The following is a 15,680-nucleotide window of genomic DNA, read 5'->3' as shown; positions in this document are numbered from 1 at the left end:
ATTACCTCGCTCGTATAACTTTTCCATCTTTGATGATAATTTGCTGCTCGGTCACGGCTTTTTTCCAGTCATCGCCTTCTTCTACTGTAAGTATAGCTTCCACTTCATCTGTCTCCAATTCACTCTGGTCAGGAAGAATGGAAAGCTGCTTAAGCTGGCCGGCGATCCACTGCATTTGATGTTTCCTACGGTCAATCTCCTTGGAAAAGCGTTTCTCTACTTCTTGTTTGGACATTCCAGGCTTTCGCTCAAGCTTTTTTTGTTCAAAAGCTAATTGGCGGCATTCCTGATCCAATTGATTGGATTGCTTTTCAAAACGCTGCCTTAAAATTTCACGGCTGGATTCAGTTAAGACTTGCTTCACTGGAACCTTCCGGATGATCTGCATCCACGAACCGCCTTTCTCTTTTTCTCTCTAAATGGTAAAAAAGGGAAAGGTTAGCCCTCTCCCTTTCACATGAAAAGAAATGTCAGTGCGGTCGACAAAGTCTGACTTCGCTCCCTTACACTCGTTCATTCTTACATAATATCCAGATAGATTCTTTTTTCAGAATCGGAACCGGCCGCGTAAACGACCGTACGAATCGCTTTTGCAATCCGCCCGTTTTTTCCGATCACCTTTCCTACGTCATCAGGGTGGACAGAAAGATGATAAACAATTTTATGCTCCTCTTCCTTCACATCCACTTTTACAGCGTCTGGCTGATCGACAAGCGGCGTAACAATCGTTTCGATCAAGGCTTGCATGATATCACCACTACTTTATTTTTGGTTTTTCTTTTCGTGGAACTGCTTCATGATGCCTTCTTTTGAGAATAAGTTACGTACCGTATCACTTGGCTGAGCACCATTAGACATCCAGTCCATTGCTTTATCAGCATCAAGTTTAACCTCGATTGGGTTAGCTACTGGGTTATATGTGCCGATCTGTTCAATGATACGGCCATCACGTGGAGCACGTGAATCTGCAACTACTACACGGTAAAATGGGTTACGTTTAGATCCCATACGTTTAAGGCGAATTTTTACTGCCATTTTTAACAACCTCCATATTTCTATAAATGTTTCACACAGATAAAGATTTTAGCAGATCTTCAATTGTGTGTAAAGGACTTTTCCATTACATAAAAGGAAAATTCATTCCTTTTCCTTTTTTGCCTTTAGTATTACTCATTTGTTTCATCATTTTCTTCATTTCTTCAAACTGTTTCAATAGACGGTTAATTTCTGAAACCGAGGTGCCAGATCCTTTAGCAATCCGTTTTTTCCGGCTTGCGTTCATAAGCGATGGGTCCTGGCGTTCTTTTTTGGTCATCGACTGAATGATGGCTTCGACGTGGACGATTTGTTTATCATCAAACGAAGCATTCTTCAGTCCTTTCATTTTGTTAGCGCCAGGGATCATGTTTATGATCTCATCAAGCGGCCCCATATTCTTCACTTGCTCCATTTGGTCCAGGAAGTCTTCGAATGTAAACGACGCGGTACGCATTTTCGATTCAAGCTCTTTCGCCTGTTTTTCATCTACTTGCGTCTGGGCTTTCTCAATTAGAGTAAGCATGTCACCCATTCCAAGAATTCGTGAAGCCATTCTTTCAGGGTGGAATGGTTCGAGCTGATCCAGCTTTTCTCCCATACCTGCGTACTTAATTGGTTTACCTGTTACAGCTTTAATCGATAGTGCAGCACCACCACGGGTATCGCCATCCAGTTTCGTTAGAAGAACTCCAGTAATATCAAGCTGATCATCAAAACTTTGTGCCACATTGACAGCATCCTGACCAGTCATGGCATCGACCACAAGGAAAATCTCATCTGGATTAACAGCTTCTTTTATCCGCTGAAGTTCCCCCATCAATTCTCCATCAACATGTAATCGGCCAGCTGTATCCACGATGACGTAATCATGATTGTCTTCTTTAGCTTTTTCAATTGCATTCTTTGCAATGTCTACCGGGTCTGCCTCAGTGCCTTCTGAATGAACTGGCATTGTCAGCTGCTTACCGATGGTTTCCAGCTGTTGGATAGCTGCTGGACGATAAACGTCGGCAGCTGCCAGAAGCGGTTTACGGTTATGATTTTTTCGCAGTACATTGGCAAGTTTACCGGTCGTGGTTGTTTTACCTGCACCCTGGAGGCCAACCATCATAATCACAGTAGGTGGACGCTTAGCAACGGCAATCTTGCTCTCATCACCGCCCATTAAATCGGTTAATTCTTCCTTAACGACTTTAATAACCTGCTGACCTGGTGTCAGACTTTCCATAACCTCTTGCCCAACAGCACGTTCCCGCACGCGCTTCACGAAGTCCTTAACGACTTTAAAGTTAACGTCGGCCTCGAGGAGGGCTAAACGAACTTCACGAGTCATCTCTTTTACGTCTTGCTCGTCTACCTTCCCTTTGCCTTTGATTTTCTTAATCGTTTCCTGCAAACGGTCGGATAATCCTTCAAATGCCATCGAAGAGACCCCCCTATTCTAAATCTTGTAGTTGCGCCAGCCAGTCCTGAAAACGGGAAGGAAGATCACTTTTATTAACTTCTGCTTCCATTTCCTTAAGGACCTGCTGCCGCTTACTGAATTTCTCGTATAATAGCAGCTTTTTTTCGTATTCTTCCAACATTGTTTCTGTTCGGCGAATATTATCATAAACCGCTTGACGGGAAACGTCGAAGGTTTCTGATATCTCACCTAATGAGTAGTCTTCTAAAAAATATAATTCCATATAGTTTCTTTGTTTCGGAGTCAACAATGATTGATAAAAATCAAACAGATAGTTAACGCGTGTCGTTTTTTCAAGCACCCTTGAAGCACTCCTTGTTAAGTGAAATACCTTTACATAAAAATACTAACGGAGGCACTCAGTACCTGTCAAGGTTTAAGCCTGATTTTCTTCTTCATCCTCATCGAATTCTTCAACCATATCAGCGAATAATCCATAAACAAACGCATGAGCATCAAATGGTTCCAAGTCTGTTACTTTTTCACCTAGCCCAACGAGTTTAACAGGGATTGAAAGTTCTTTTCGTATCGCTAAAACAATTCCGCCTTTTGCTGTACCGTCCAATTTCGTAAGGACGATGCCTGAAACGTCGGTTGCTTCTGCGAACGTCTTTGCCTGGCTCATAGCATTTTGTCCTGTAGTCGCATCAAGCACAAGAAGAACTTCATGGGGAGCATTTGGAATTTCACGTTCAATAACGCGTTTAACTTTTGATAGTTCGTTCATCAAGTTTACTTTATTTTGAAGGCGACCGGCTGTATCACAAATTAATACATCAGCATTTCTGGACTTAGCCGATTGAATCCCGTCATAAATGACGGCTGCAGGATCACTGCCTGCACTATGCTTAATCACATTAACTCCTGCTCGCTCTCCCCAGGCGTCCAGTTGCTCAATAGCACCTGCTCGAAAGGTATCACCTGCAGCCAGGGTAACTTTCTTGCCTTCAGATTTAAGGCGGTGAGCAAGCTTACCTATAGTAGTCGTTTTCCCAACACCGTTCACCCCGACAAACAAATAAACAGTAGGTCCGTCCGGATTTTCATTTAGACCTTCTACCTCTTCAGCTTCATCGTTTCCATAATAAATCTCTACCAGTTTTTCAGAAATAACTTCTTTTACCTGGCTTGTATCTTTAATATTTCTTCGTTTAACCTCCATTTCCAGTTCATCAATCATTTCCATAACCGTGTTGACTCCAACATCGGCTGAGATCAGTATTTCTTCTAATTCCTCAAAGAAATCTTCATCTACGGTCCGGTATTTTGCTACTAAATCATTAATTTTAGTTGAGAAAGAGGTCCTGGTTTTTTCTAATCCTTTTTTAAACTTGGAGGCTATATTGGCTTCATCCGTAGGCTCGGAAGGTACGGAAAGCCGATCAAGTTTATCCTCGTAAGTCTCTGTTTCTCCGTCAAGTGATTTCCCTTCAGCCTCTAAGGCTTCCTTTCGCAGTCTTTCCTCTTCTTCTGCTTTCGAGTATACTACTTCTCCACCCTTATACGCTTCCCCTGTGTAAGGGTTAAACGAATCAGCTTCTTCCAATGATTCATTTTTGGGCTCGTTCTGGGAAGTACTTTCCTGCTGTTCTTCTTCACCTTTTACAAATCGATCTTTTAATTTCTTAAAAAAACTCATCAACTCATCCTTTCTACGCTTCTAATAATTCAGGTGTTTCTTCCAGGCGGACCGATACTAGTTTTGAAACCCCTGATTCCTGCATCGTAACTCCGTATAGGACGTCTGACTCTTCCATGGTGCCTTTGCGGTGCGTAATAACGATGAACTGTGTATCTGCGCTAAACTCTTTCAAGAATCGAGCAAACCGGTCCACGTTGGCTTCATCTAATGCTGCTTCTACTTCATCGAGCACACAGAATGGTACCGGACGCACACGCAAGATGGAAAATAAAAGAGCTATGGCAGTAAGGGCACGCTCTCCACCTGAAAGCAAACTTAAATTCTGAAGCTTTTTCCCAGGTGGCTGGGCAACGATATCCACGCCCGTTTCAAGCATATTTTCAGGATCTGTTAATTTAAGATCCGCACGTCCCCCTCCAAACAATTCTCGGAAAACTTCTTCAAATTCGGCACGAATTTTTGTAAAAGTATCTTCAAAACGGCGCTGCATTTCTCCGTCCATTTCACCGATAACACTATGAAGAGTCTGTTTAGCTTCCAGCAAGTCATCCTGCTGACCCTTTAGAAATTCATATCTTTCCAAAATACGCTCATACTCTTCAATCGCTCCAAGATTGACGGTGCCAAGTTCTTCAATGGATCTTTTGATCAGCTTGACATCGGTGGATGCCTGATCAACATCCTCTACAGGAGGATAGTCATTCTTAGCTTTTTCGAATGTGATAACGTACTCCTCTTGTAGATAGTTCAGTAGATTTTCAAGCTCCACATCCAGCCGGTTTGCTTTCACTTCTTTTTGCTGAATATCCTGAGTGAAGTTTTGCTGACGTCTTTTTTGTTCTTTCAACAATTGTTCAGCCTTCTGGATTTCCTGTCCATGTTGATTTCTCTCTTTTCTTCTATCCTGAATGAGTGAAGACGTAGCTTCTTTTCTCTGTTTTGTTTCCTCAATGGATGCCAGGACTTCTTCTTCCGTCTGGTTAGAATTAAATACTTCCATTAAACGTTTGTGTTCCTCTCGATTTTCTTCCAGTTCGGCTTTAACGGAAGCTAGTTCCTGATTATAACGGTCAGCTTTTTCCTGTTGATTTTGGACAGATGATTCCTGTTCAGCCAATTGAATCTGGAGCTCTTGTCGTCGGCTCTGTAAATTAGCTTCATCCACTTTTTGCCGGTCCTTTGCCGCTGTTAAGTCGTCAATTTCTTTTTGAATATTTTCCAGTTTCTGCGTTAATGCTTTTAGATCTCTATCAAGCTCACTCATTAGATTACCAGCCTGGTCCCTGTCTTGTTCAAACTGAGCCTGATCCTGATCAAATAGCTGAAGCTGACTATTTAAGTGATCCATTTTCACTTGTTGTTCACGCTTATCAGACTGTCTCTCATATTCTTCATTTTTTAGCTCTGCTACTTCCTGGCTCACTCGCTCTATCTCTTGCTGCTGGTTAGTGGTTTCATCCTTTAAAGTTTTAACTTTTTCTTCCACTTGCTCAGTCTTGGATTGAAATTCTTCAATTTTATCTCTAAGTTCCAATAGCTCTTTTTCCCGAGTGAAAAGCGACTGTCCCGATCTTTTCTGAGCTCCACCTGACATGGATCCACCAGGGTTTACCACGTCTCCTTCAAGCGTGACAATCCGGTATTTGCGATTTAGGAATTGAGCAATCGAATTGGCGTGCTGTAAGTCTTTTGCGATAACTATATGTCCTAGAAGGTGTTGGATCGCTTTTTTGAAACGACTGTCATACGTTACGAGGTCAGCGGCGATTCCTACAAAGCCTTCCTGCTCAGGGAGTTTTGAAGCCGCCTGGTTATGCACGGATCGCGGCTGTATTGAAGTTAAAGGTAAGAAAGTGGCACGGCCTTTATTATTTTTCTTAAGCCAGTGAATCGCCTTTCTGCCAGCTTGATCATCTTTAACAACAATATGCTGAGCCTGGGCTCCAAGAGCCGTCTCAATAGCAGTTAAATAATCCCCCGGGATATCGATCAGTTCCAGCATAGCACCTTCAATGTCCATAAGCTGCTGGTTTTGTCTTGCTTTTAATACTTCACGAACACCCTGATAATAGCCCGAGAAATCTTCTTTCATATCTTCCAGCATTTCTTTTTTTGATCGCAGCTTTTCTAAGTATTGGTAGCCTTTATACAATTTCTCCTGCCAATCCTGATAGGACTGTTGATTTCCTTCCAGTTCTTTTTGAAGACTGGCTAAATGTTTTTCCTTCTTCTCGCGCAGATCGGATATATTCTTCAGCTTTTCTGCAGCTTCAGTTAAGCTGGTTTCCAGCGCTTCTCGTTCGTCCCTTAGGTCACTGAAGCGTGTTTGTTGATGGTTCTTTTTATTATTGATCTGTGATACCTGCTTTTCCAGGGACTGCTTTTCATTTCTCTTGGCTGCCTGTTCGTTCAGAAGATCAATATAGTCACTTTTAAGGTCTTCGATCTGCTCTTCAATAACCTCTATATCTTCACTAAGCGCCTGGTTCGTCTGCTCAAGATCATCTTTGGTCTGCTTTCGTTGCTGCTTGAACGCATTTAATTGATTTATTTCCCTTTGTGCTGTGCTTTGAAGTTCAGCCAATTTACTCGAAAGCTCTTCATAATCTTGTTCGACTTTTGTTTTATTCTCTTCGAAGTGCTTATGACGCTCTTTCATAAGTTCTCGTCTGCCTTCAAGATTTTCCAGCTCTTTAGTTAGAACAAGAAGGGTTTCCTGTAGATCCTCTATTGATTCATCAAGAGCCTGCATCGTATCCCGCTGCTTCACAATAGCAGTTTCTTTTTCTTCGATATGTGTACGCAGTTCGGATTCCTGTTCTTTAACCTCAGCTAATTCTTTAAGGAGTTCCTGCCACTCTCCGTGAAGGTTTTCTATTTGTGTGATTAATAGGGAAACCTCTATTTGTTTCAAATCTTCCTTTTTATCTAAGTAGTCTTTAGCTACAGCCGCTTGTTCCTTTAGGGGTTCGAGCTGTCCATCTATTTCATGAATAATGTCTTCTACCCGATTTAAGTTCTCCTGAGTTTCTGCTAGTTTATATTCCGCTTTCTTCTTTCTCTGTTTGTATTTTAAAACTCCTGCAGCTTCTTCGAAAATCGAGCGCCGCTCTTCTGCTTTTGAGCTTAAAATTTCTTCAACTTTACCCTGACTAATAATGGAAAAAGCCTCACGCCCGAGACCTGAGTCCATAAATAAATCAACAATATCTTTTAATCTGCATGTTTGATTATTAATATAAAATTCACTTTCTCCTGAACGGAAGACTCGCCTCGTCACACTAACCTCCTGATAATCAAGAGGAAGGGTCTGATCTGAATTATCAAGCGTCAAAGTGACTTCAGCCATGTTCTGCGCTTTTCTTGTGTCGCTGCCTGCGAAAATGATATCTTCCATTTTCGATCCTCTGAGAGATCTGGCTGACTGCTCTCCCAGCACCCAGCGTATAGCATCCGTAATATTACTTTTGCCGCTTCCGTTTGGACCGACAACTGATGTGACGCCCGGTACGAAATCGACGGTTACTCTTTCAGCAAATGATTTAAACCCTACGGTATCTAACTGTTTGAGGAACATATTCATCCTCCTGTATATTCACAATCTTTCACTCAACTAATTTATTTTATCATAAACATCCGCCCTACGGTAGGAAGTGATGACGAGCCGTAAGAACTTTCATTTTTCCTAAAAGCCAGGGTTTTAAAAAGCGGAAAAGTATTTTATTATATGTATTAGCCCATAATAGGAGCTTTGAAGGAGGATTTGTCTTGAGTTTAGAAGAACCTACGCGCGAGAATCTTGAATTCATTATTAACGATATGGCGGATCGGCTACAAGTTGTGAACCGCACCATCATGGATCCTGATGACTACGATTTAGAAAAGTACGACGAGATTAAGGAATTACATGATATTGTTCAAATGAAAGGACAGTTAAGTGTGTCTGAAATTCAAACCTTTGTTCAAGAATTGGGTAGATTTCGGAAGCCTCAATAAATAAGTTCAAGAATAAAAAGGACAGGCTAGAACTTTATTCGAGTTCTAGCCTGTCCTTTTTTCAGGAAAGGGCTCCGTGATTTTCTAATGCTTTTTGTGCAGCTCGCTGCTCTGCCTCTTTCTTTGTTCTGCCGACCCCGATTCCACCAACTTCTCCCTGGATCCGTACATGAGCAATAAATTCTCTGCTGTGGGCAGGTCCTCTTTCTTCTACAATTTCATATTCTATCTTACTATTCTTATCCCGCTGAATATATTCCTGGAGTTGACTTTTAAAATCCATCGCATGAGAAAAAGCACCTTTTTTAACTTTAGGGTAAACATACTTCTCTAAGAATGTAACCACCTCTTCAAAGCCTTGATCCAAATATAAAGCTCCAATGAAGGCTTCAAATACATCGGCGAGCAAGGCTGGCCGGTTGCGTCCACCTGTTAATTCCTCTCCTTTGCCTAATAAAATAAGCTCGTGAAAGTTAAGGTCTTTTGCGAAATCTACGAGAGATGCCTCACAGACTATAGAAGCCCGAAACTTGGTAAGTTCCCCTTCTGCCATATCAGGAAACTCCCGATACAGGTATTGGGATACACCTAATTCCAAAACAGCATCCCCTAAAAATTCCAGACGCTCATTATCCTTGCGTTCCGTTTTACGATGCTCATTCACATAAGATGAATGTGTGAAAGCTTGTTCCAGTAACGAGACATCCTGGAAGTGGATATTGACTCTCTTCTGGAAACTGGAAAAATCATCCATAAATCACCTTGTCCTTTGCTATAAATTTCTCATCAATAGGAAAGGCTGCCTGCTTTTACACAGACAGCATGTTTGAAGGGTTATAGTACACTGTTTATGTAATTCACAGCGTCCCCAACTGTATTGATTTTTTCAGCTTCTTCGTCTGAGATTTCCATATCAAACTCATCTTCAAGCTCCATTACAAGCTCTACTACGTCTAAAGAGTCTGCTTCTAAATCTTCTTTGAAGGAAGCCTCCATTGTTACTTTAGATTCCTCAACGTCTAAACGATCAACGATGATTTGTTTTACTCGATCAAATGTATCTGCCATTGGACTTCACCTCCCTTCAGTCATTATAGTAAATTTTCTAGCGAAAAACCATATTATTTTTACATGACCATTCCGCCATCTACATGCAAGGTCTGACCAGTCATATAAGCAGCGTCTTCTGAAGCTAGAAAACGGACAACACGAGCCACGTCTGCCGCTTCACCAAGACGGTTCAAAGGAATTAAGGATAACATCTGTTCTCTTTGTTCGAATGTAAGCGAATCTGTCATATCTGTAGTTATATAGCCTGGTGCAACGGCATTAACCTGAATATTCCTTGAAGCTAATTCTTTGGCGTTTGACTTAGTCATGCCGATCACCCCTGCTTTTGCAGCTACATAATTAGCCTGCCCAGCATTTCCTGAAACCCCTACGATAGAAGCGACATTGATGATACGACCATACTTTTGTTTCATCATCTGACGCGTTACGCCTTTGGTACAAAGAAATACGCCTTTAAGGTTAGTATCAATAACGGAATCGAATTCTTCTTCTTTCATCCTCATAAGTAAGTTATCTTTCGTAATACCCGCGTTATTAACTAGAATATCAAGGCTTCCGAATTCATCTACGACAGTTTTAATCATTCGTTTAACGTCGTCTTCACTCGTTACATCAGCCTGGATTTTAATAGCTTCTCCACCCTGATCAATAATTTCCTGCACAACTGCTTCTGCTTTATCTTCACTTCCAGCATAGTTAACGGCGACTTTCGCCCCTTTAGAAGCGAGTTCCATAGCAATGGCTCGTCCAATTCCGCGGGATGCCCCTGTAACAAGAGCTGCTTGTTGTTGTAACATTAAGAGTCCTCCTTATACCATTGGGTAAATTGCTCGACTGTTTCAGGATCCTGAACATTAAATGTTTTCATTCTACGCTTAACTTTTCGTACAAGTCCGCTCAAGACTTTGCCATGACCAATTTCTACGATCGCATCAACATCTTCTTCTACAAATGCTTCAAGTATTTGCTGAAAACGAACCGGGGAATATAACTGCTTCACAAGCAGCTTTTCAATTTCATCCGCTTTTGTAACAGGACCTGCGGTAACATTTGCATAGACAGGAACAGACGCTTCCGAAATCGAATTCTCAGACAAATGGTCGGCAAAGTCATCACTTGCGGGTTTCATGAGACGGGAGTGGAAGGGCCCGCTCACATTCAAAGGAAGTACACGCTTAGCTCCAGCTTCGGACAACTGTTCTGATGCCTGCGCTACTCCGTCTTTTGTTCCAGAAATGACAATTTGCCCAGGGCAATTAATATTCGCCAGGTCAACTGGATCCTCGTCATTAAACCCTTCAAGAACTTTCTCGATTTCCTCCTGAGAAAGTCCCAGTACGGCAGCCATTGACCCTTTCCCCGTCGGGTAAGCTTCTTCCATCAGCTTCCCTCGTGTGTGCACAAGCTGAACAGCTTCCATTGGGTCAAGGGAACCAGATGCTACAAGAGCACTATATTCACCCAGACTATGTCCCGCTGTCATAGAAGGTTTGATGCCTTCTTCTTTTAAGACATGGTTAATAGCCACACTATTTAGCAATAAAGCTGGCTGAGCGTTCTCCGTTTTAGTTAGTTCTTCCTGGGGACCTTCGAACATAAGCGTGGTCAATGAATAACCGAGTACATCATCGGCATCGTCAAACATTTTTTTAACAGAAGGATAGAAGTCATACATTGCTTTACCCATTCCTACTTCTTGTGATCCCTGTCCTGGAAAAATAAAAGCTGTTTTTTTCACTTTTCTTCCTCCTCTGACTGAATGGTCTTCAGTGTATTTGAAATGGTTTGAGTGACATCAAGTTCGATCATCTCACAAGCCTGGCGGATAGCGTTATAAGCGGCCCGTTCGTTAGAGGAGCCATGCGCTTTAATCACTGGCGCTGCCAGGCCAAACAGCCCCGCACCTCCATACTCCGAATAATCCAGCTGACCTTTAAGTTTTCTCAGGTCATTTTTAGCTAATCCTGCAGCAATTTTTGTCTTAATATTGCTCATAAACGTTTTCTTCATCATGGAAAACATGGTCATTGCGGTTCCTTCTATAGTCTTAAGTGCTATATTGCCGGTAAAACCATCCGTTACAACGACATCCGCCGCACCATCCAGAAGGTCACGAGCTTCTACATTTCCAATGAAATTTATTGGAGCCTCTTTCAAAAGCTGGAACGTTTTTTTAGTAAGGTCTGTCCCTTTTCCATCTTCAGTGCCTACATTGAGTAAGCCTACACGCGGCTTGGATATTTTCCGTACGTTTTCTGCATATATGGATCCTATAACTGCGTATTGGAGAAGGTGCTCAGGCTTTGCATCTACATTGGCACCGACATCAAGCATTAAGAATCCCTGACCATCCTGGGTAGGCAATGTCGGGCTGAGAGCTGGACGCTCTACACCTTCCATGCGTCCCACTACAAACAGACCGGCGCTCATTAAAGCTCCCGTGTTACCTGCAGATACACAACCGTCTGCTCTTCCTTCTTTCACTTCCTTAGCCATTAAGACCATGGAAGCGTTTTTTTTCCTTCGGACCGCCCTGACAGGCTCATCTTCCGAAGTTATCACTTCTGTTGTATGTACCACTTTAATATTAGACTGTCCTTTTAGAAAAGGGTTAATCTGTTCTTGATCTCCGACCAAAGTAATTTCGACGCCTTCAATTTCTTCAGCCGCATGAACAGCCCCTTTCACGATGGCTTCTGGTGCGTGATCCCCGCCCATAGCATCAATAGCTAGTTTCATAAACAGATCCTCCTTCTATTGATTCGAACGGAACATCTCAAATGTACCCGCAAACACTTCTTCATTTCCAACATAGCTCTGAACACCGACAATGGTGTGACCCCGGGAATCTTTCCCTTCTACATTGGCTTTTGAAACGACACGCTCTCCAAGCTTCACTTGTCTCCGAAAATGGATATCCGAGCGAGCTGTTAAAGCAAGTTCATCATTGATTACGGCCACCGCTAATGAATTTGCCTGAGCAAAGAGGTGATGCCCTCTCGCTATATTATTTCTGGAAAATACGTGCTCTGGTCTAATATCTAAAATAGAAATAGCTCGTTTATCCAACTCTAAGTCCACAACTTCACCAATGACTTCTTCGATCGGCAGGGCTTTTACAGTTTCATTCCACTCCTGGGTAGCTACTGATTTAATTCTTTCTCTCAATTCTGGAATGGACATCTCCATCCGGTCCAGCCGAATGGTTTGTATGCTGACTCCAAAACGGCGAGCTAGCTCCTCGTCGGTAGTAAATGGCGAAACCTCAAGCGTCTCTTTCAACTCTTTTTGTCTCATCTTTTTAGACTTCTTCATCGTAATTCCACCGTCCAATTAATCAAAAGCAGTTGCTTTATGACTAGGTACTAATAGTAATATATAATACCACATTCATTTTCGCAAGGATCATGTGCTGCACAAGCTAACCTCACGTCACACCTGTTTCGAATTCTACGACTAGAGAGATCGTATCCAAGTAAACTCTCCCCCCTATAGGAATACCATAGTTGGGCGTACAGTGTCCGGCCGGGAATCCCTGAAGAACTGGAATGTTATAGGGGGCAAAAAACTGACGGAGCAGCAATTGAGTTTCAACAAACTCAGAAGCTTCAAGATTGAAATCGCCGAGAATGACTCCTTTCACACGCTCGAACTTTCCTGCGAGTTTCAAGTGCATAAGCATAGCGTCAATTCTGTAGGCAGGTTCATTGATTTCTTCAATAAATAGAATTCTGTTATCTGTATTCAGTTCAAAATCAGTGCCTAATGAATCTGCAAGTACAGTTAGATTTCCTCCAACAAGTATCCCCTCTGCTTTACCGTTTTGAATTGATTTGAAAGAAAAGTCAGGATAGCGGTAAATTGTATTCTTTGGAATGAACAGTTGGCTCAAGGAGACGGTGGTTTCATTATTAACCGAATTTTTCCCCAAGTCAGAAGCTACCATAGGTCCGTGGAAAGTAACTAAACTACTACATTTATGAATAGCGGTGTGGAGATAGGTAATATCACTATACCCCCAAAATACCTTAGGGTTGCAACGAATTATTGAATAATCTACATAAGGGGCAAGCCTTGCTGTGCCATATCCCCCGCGCGCGCAAAATACAGCCTTAATGCAGGGGTCAAGAAACATACGATGTAGATCTTCTAATCGCGCCTCGTCCGGAGCAGCTAAATATGAAAAAGCATGCCCCTGACTAAGCACATGGGCCCCTAGCACAGGATCTAGTCCTAAAGAACGTAAGACGACTAACCCTTTTCTCAAATCCTTTTCTATTGGAGGTCCAGCAGGAGCAATGACCCCCACCCGGTCCCCGTAGTTAAGCCGTTGCGGTTTTAACATTCTGCCACCAGCTTTCATTAAGTCTTCGAAACATATCTAATGCTTCATATGAGGAACAGAGGCAGAATATGTGAGAGAAACTGTTTAATCGAGAACTTCACCCATTATTTGTTTATCCTGATAAATAAGATCTCTTAAAGAACGGTAACAACGATCCTTGTCCAGCCGCTCTTCTGTAATAATTTCGGCTGCATCACGGCGGGCAGTTTCTAGGGCACGGTAGTCATGAACCATATCCCCCACTTTAAATTCCGGCATGCCACTCTGTTTTCTTCCAAAGAAATCACCCGGACCTCTAAGCTTCAGGTCCTGTTCAGAAAGTTCAAACCCATCCGTTGTTTCCGTCATAATTCTCATGCGCTCTTTTCCTACATCCCCTTTTGGGTCCGCAAGTAAAATGCAATAACTTTGATCAGAGCCACGCCCTACTCTCCCCCGCAACTGATGCAGCTGGGAGAGGCCGAAACGTTCTGCATCATAAATGACCATTACTGTAGCATTGGGGACATTAACTCCTACTTCGACGACAGTAGTAGAAACTAGTACTTTCAATCGGTTTTCAGCAAACTCCTGCATAACTTCTTCTTTTTCTTCATTATGCAATCGTCCATGCATCAGTCCAACAGGTATATTCGGTTCAAATACAGAGGATAGCTGATTATAAAGATCAACTGCATTTTGGATATCCAGCTGGTCCGACTCTTCAATAAGGGGACAAATTACATACGCCTGGTGTCCTTGATCAATTTCTTTCTGAATGAACGATAATACTCGATCTGTCATTTCGCCTTTTACCCAGTAGGTTTCTACCGGTTTCCTTCCTGCCGGCATTTCATCAATGACAGACACATCCATGTCCCCGAATGCCGTAATCGCTAGTGTTCTCGGTATTGGAGTAGCTGTCATAAAGAGTACATCAGGATGCAGACCTTTATCTCTTAGTGTTCTGCGCTGCCGAACTCCAAAACGGTGCTGTTCATCAACAATGACAAAACCCAAGTCATGAAACTCTACTTCATCCTGGATAAGGGCGTGGGTGCCTATCAATATATCAATGTTATTTGCCCGCACAGCCTCTAGAATCTCACGGCGTTTTTTACCTTTAATTGAACCTGTCAGGAGAGCCACTGAAGCACGACCTTCAAACATTTCCAAAAGCGACTGATAATGTTGTTCTGCTAGTATTTCAGTCGGAACCATAAGTGCACCCTGCTTTCCTGCTGTAATAGAGGCATATAAGGCAATAGCAGCCACTGCTGTTTTACCAGATCCGACATCTCCCTGGAGCAGACGGTTCATTCGGTGAGGGTTTTTCATATCTTTCAGAATCTCAGCTAGAGAACGCTTCTGAGCATTTGTTAATTCAAATGGCAGGCCCTGCACAAAGGATGTTAGTTTACTGTTATCATAGGCTTGGGCATTCCCAGTAGTTGACTCGCGATGATGTTTTCTTAACAGCTGCATTTTTAGCTGAAAAATAAGAAATTCCTCATAAATAAATCTGCGTTTGGCATGTTTGAGCATGATTCTACTATCAGGGTAGTGCATCTGCCTGATAGCTTGCGGGCGTTCGGGCAACTTATACGCACGCTGTAAATCCTCAGGCAGAATCTCGGGTATCTCGTGTTCATAGGCATCAATCGAAGCCTTAATAAACTTCCGCAGCGTAGTAAGAGGTACTCCTTCTTTCAAAGTATAGACAGGCTGAATAGGGGCCTGGCTTTTGGATTCCCCTTTCTTGAACTGGCTGACAGTGATCTGCAGCCTTTGCTGGTCCCACTTCCCTGTAACAGTTACCGTATCCCCGGCATGAAGTTGTTTTTTTGCGAAAGCCCGGTTAAACATAACAGCTTTTACAGCAAACTGCTCCACCTGAAGAGTAAACGTTAACCTTGATTTTTTTCGTCCATAAAAGCTAAGGGAAGGTTCAGAAACAACCTCCCCTTCGATCGTAGCCTTTTCATTGTGGGTCAATTCAGTTAATGGTTTAACTTCATAAGAATCGTATCGAAACGGAAAATAAAACAGAAGATCCTCAATCGTAAAGAGACCAAGTTCATTCAACTGACTTTCCAGTTTCTCCCCGACTCCTTTTAATTCACTAATCGGATGACTTAACACTA

The 15,680-nt window shown here is 42.5% G+C and carries 16 protein-coding genes; 1 reads left to right on the top strand and 15 read right to left on the bottom strand.

Annotated features, from left to right (window positions below):
* Position 1: 1 nt before the first annotated feature.
* The 7 genes from LCM11_RS00630 to smc all read right to left on the bottom strand — a co-directional run bounded on the left by LCM11_RS00630 (position 2) and on the right by smc (position 7,722).
* The gene (locus LCM11_RS00630; protein WP_224892372.1) at positions 2–388 is read right to left on the bottom strand and encodes a YlqD family protein; all 387 of its coding nucleotides are present in this window, start codon (positions 386–388) and stop codon (positions 2–4) included.
* Positions 389–519: 131 nt separating this feature from the next.
* On the bottom strand, positions 520–747 hold the full coding sequence (locus LCM11_RS00625) for a KH domain-containing protein (RefSeq protein WP_014643250.1): 228 nt from the start codon (positions 745–747) through the stop codon (positions 520–522).
* 15 nt (positions 748–762) lie between these two features.
* Positions 763–1,035: a 30S ribosomal protein S16 gene (gene rpsP / locus LCM11_RS00620; protein ID WP_014643249.1), complete on the bottom strand. Its 273-nt coding sequence runs from the start codon at positions 1,033–1,035 to the stop codon at positions 763–765.
* 85 nt (positions 1,036–1,120) lie between these two features.
* The gene (gene ffh, locus LCM11_RS00615; RefSeq protein WP_224892371.1) at positions 1,121–2,461 is read right to left on the bottom strand and encodes a signal recognition particle protein; all 1,341 of its coding nucleotides are present in this window, start codon (positions 2,459–2,461) and stop codon (positions 1,121–1,123) included.
* 13 nt (positions 2,462–2,474) lie between these two features.
* Positions 2,475–2,804, bottom strand: a complete 330-nt coding sequence (locus LCM11_RS00610) for a putative DNA-binding protein (RefSeq protein WP_224892370.1) — start codon at positions 2,802–2,804, stop codon at positions 2,475–2,477.
* Between the two features lie 75 nt (positions 2,805–2,879).
* Positions 2,880–4,142: a signal recognition particle-docking protein FtsY gene (gene ftsY, locus LCM11_RS00605; RefSeq protein ID WP_224892369.1), complete on the bottom strand. Its 1,263-nt coding sequence runs from the start codon at positions 4,140–4,142 to the stop codon at positions 2,880–2,882.
* Between the two features lie 13 nt (positions 4,143–4,155).
* Positions 4,156–7,722, bottom strand: a complete 3,567-nt coding sequence (gene smc, locus LCM11_RS00600) for a chromosome segregation protein SMC (protein ID WP_224892368.1) — start codon at positions 7,720–7,722, stop codon at positions 4,156–4,158.
* A gap of 191 nt (positions 7,723–7,913) precedes the next feature.
* On the opposite strand from smc, the gene LCM11_RS00595 reads away from it, so the two are divergent.
* Complete coding sequence (locus LCM11_RS00595; RefSeq protein ID WP_014643244.1) at positions 7,914–8,141, top strand: DUF1128 domain-containing protein; 228 nt, start codon at positions 7,914–7,916, stop codon at positions 8,139–8,141.
* Between the two features lie 61 nt (positions 8,142–8,202).
* Here LCM11_RS00595 and rnc read toward each other — a convergent pair whose 3' ends face one another.
* The 8 genes from rnc to recG all read right to left on the bottom strand — a co-directional run bounded on the left by rnc (position 8,203) and on the right by recG (position 15,678).
* A complete protein-coding gene (rnc, locus tag LCM11_RS00590) occupies positions 8,203–8,895 on the bottom strand; it encodes a ribonuclease III (protein ID WP_224892367.1) in 693 nt (230 codons plus the stop codon).
* A gap of 80 nt (positions 8,896–8,975) precedes the next feature.
* Positions 8,976–9,209: an acyl carrier protein gene (acpP, locus tag LCM11_RS00585; protein ID WP_089750844.1), complete on the bottom strand. Its 234-nt coding sequence runs from the start codon at positions 9,207–9,209 to the stop codon at positions 8,976–8,978.
* Positions 9,210–9,268: 59 nt separating this feature from the next.
* Positions 9,269–10,009 carry a 3-oxoacyl-[acyl-carrier-protein] reductase gene (gene fabG, locus LCM11_RS00580; RefSeq protein WP_224892366.1) on the bottom strand — a complete coding sequence of 247 codons (741 nt, stop codon included), beginning with the start codon at positions 10,007–10,009 and terminating at the stop codon, positions 9,269–9,271.
* Complete coding sequence (gene fabD / locus LCM11_RS00575; protein ID WP_224892365.1) at positions 10,009–10,950, bottom strand: ACP S-malonyltransferase; 942 nt, start codon at positions 10,948–10,950, stop codon at positions 10,009–10,011. Before fabD ends, fabG begins: the two co-directional genes overlap by 1 nt.
* Positions 10,947–11,951: a phosphate acyltransferase PlsX gene (gene plsX, locus LCM11_RS00570; protein WP_224892364.1), complete on the bottom strand. Its 1,005-nt coding sequence runs from the start codon at positions 11,949–11,951 to the stop codon at positions 10,947–10,949. Before plsX ends, fabD begins: the two co-directional genes overlap by 4 nt.
* A 15-nt stretch (positions 11,952–11,966) precedes the next feature.
* The gene (gene fapR / locus LCM11_RS00565; protein ID WP_224892363.1) at positions 11,967–12,527 is read right to left on the bottom strand and encodes a transcription factor FapR; all 561 of its coding nucleotides are present in this window, start codon (positions 12,525–12,527) and stop codon (positions 11,967–11,969) included.
* A 112-nt stretch (positions 12,528–12,639) separates the two neighbouring features.
* Positions 12,640–13,557 carry a S66 peptidase family protein gene (locus LCM11_RS00560; protein ID WP_224892362.1) on the bottom strand — a complete coding sequence of 306 codons (918 nt, stop codon included), beginning with the start codon at positions 13,555–13,557 and terminating at the stop codon, positions 12,640–12,642.
* Positions 13,558–13,641: 84 nt separating this feature from the next.
* Positions 13,642–15,678, bottom strand: a complete 2,037-nt coding sequence (gene recG, locus LCM11_RS00555; protein WP_224892361.1) for an ATP-dependent DNA helicase RecG — start codon at positions 15,676–15,678, stop codon at positions 13,642–13,644.
* Positions 15,679–15,680 lie beyond the last annotated feature (2 nt).

The sequence above is a fragment of the Halobacillus halophilus genome, from assembly GCF_020171985.1.
GTDB lineage: Bacteria > Bacillota > Bacilli > Bacillales > Halobacillaceae > Halobacillus > Halobacillus halophilus_A.
The sequence above is the reverse complement of the archived record's forward strand: the minus strand, read 5'-3'. Positions and strand labels throughout refer to the sequence as shown.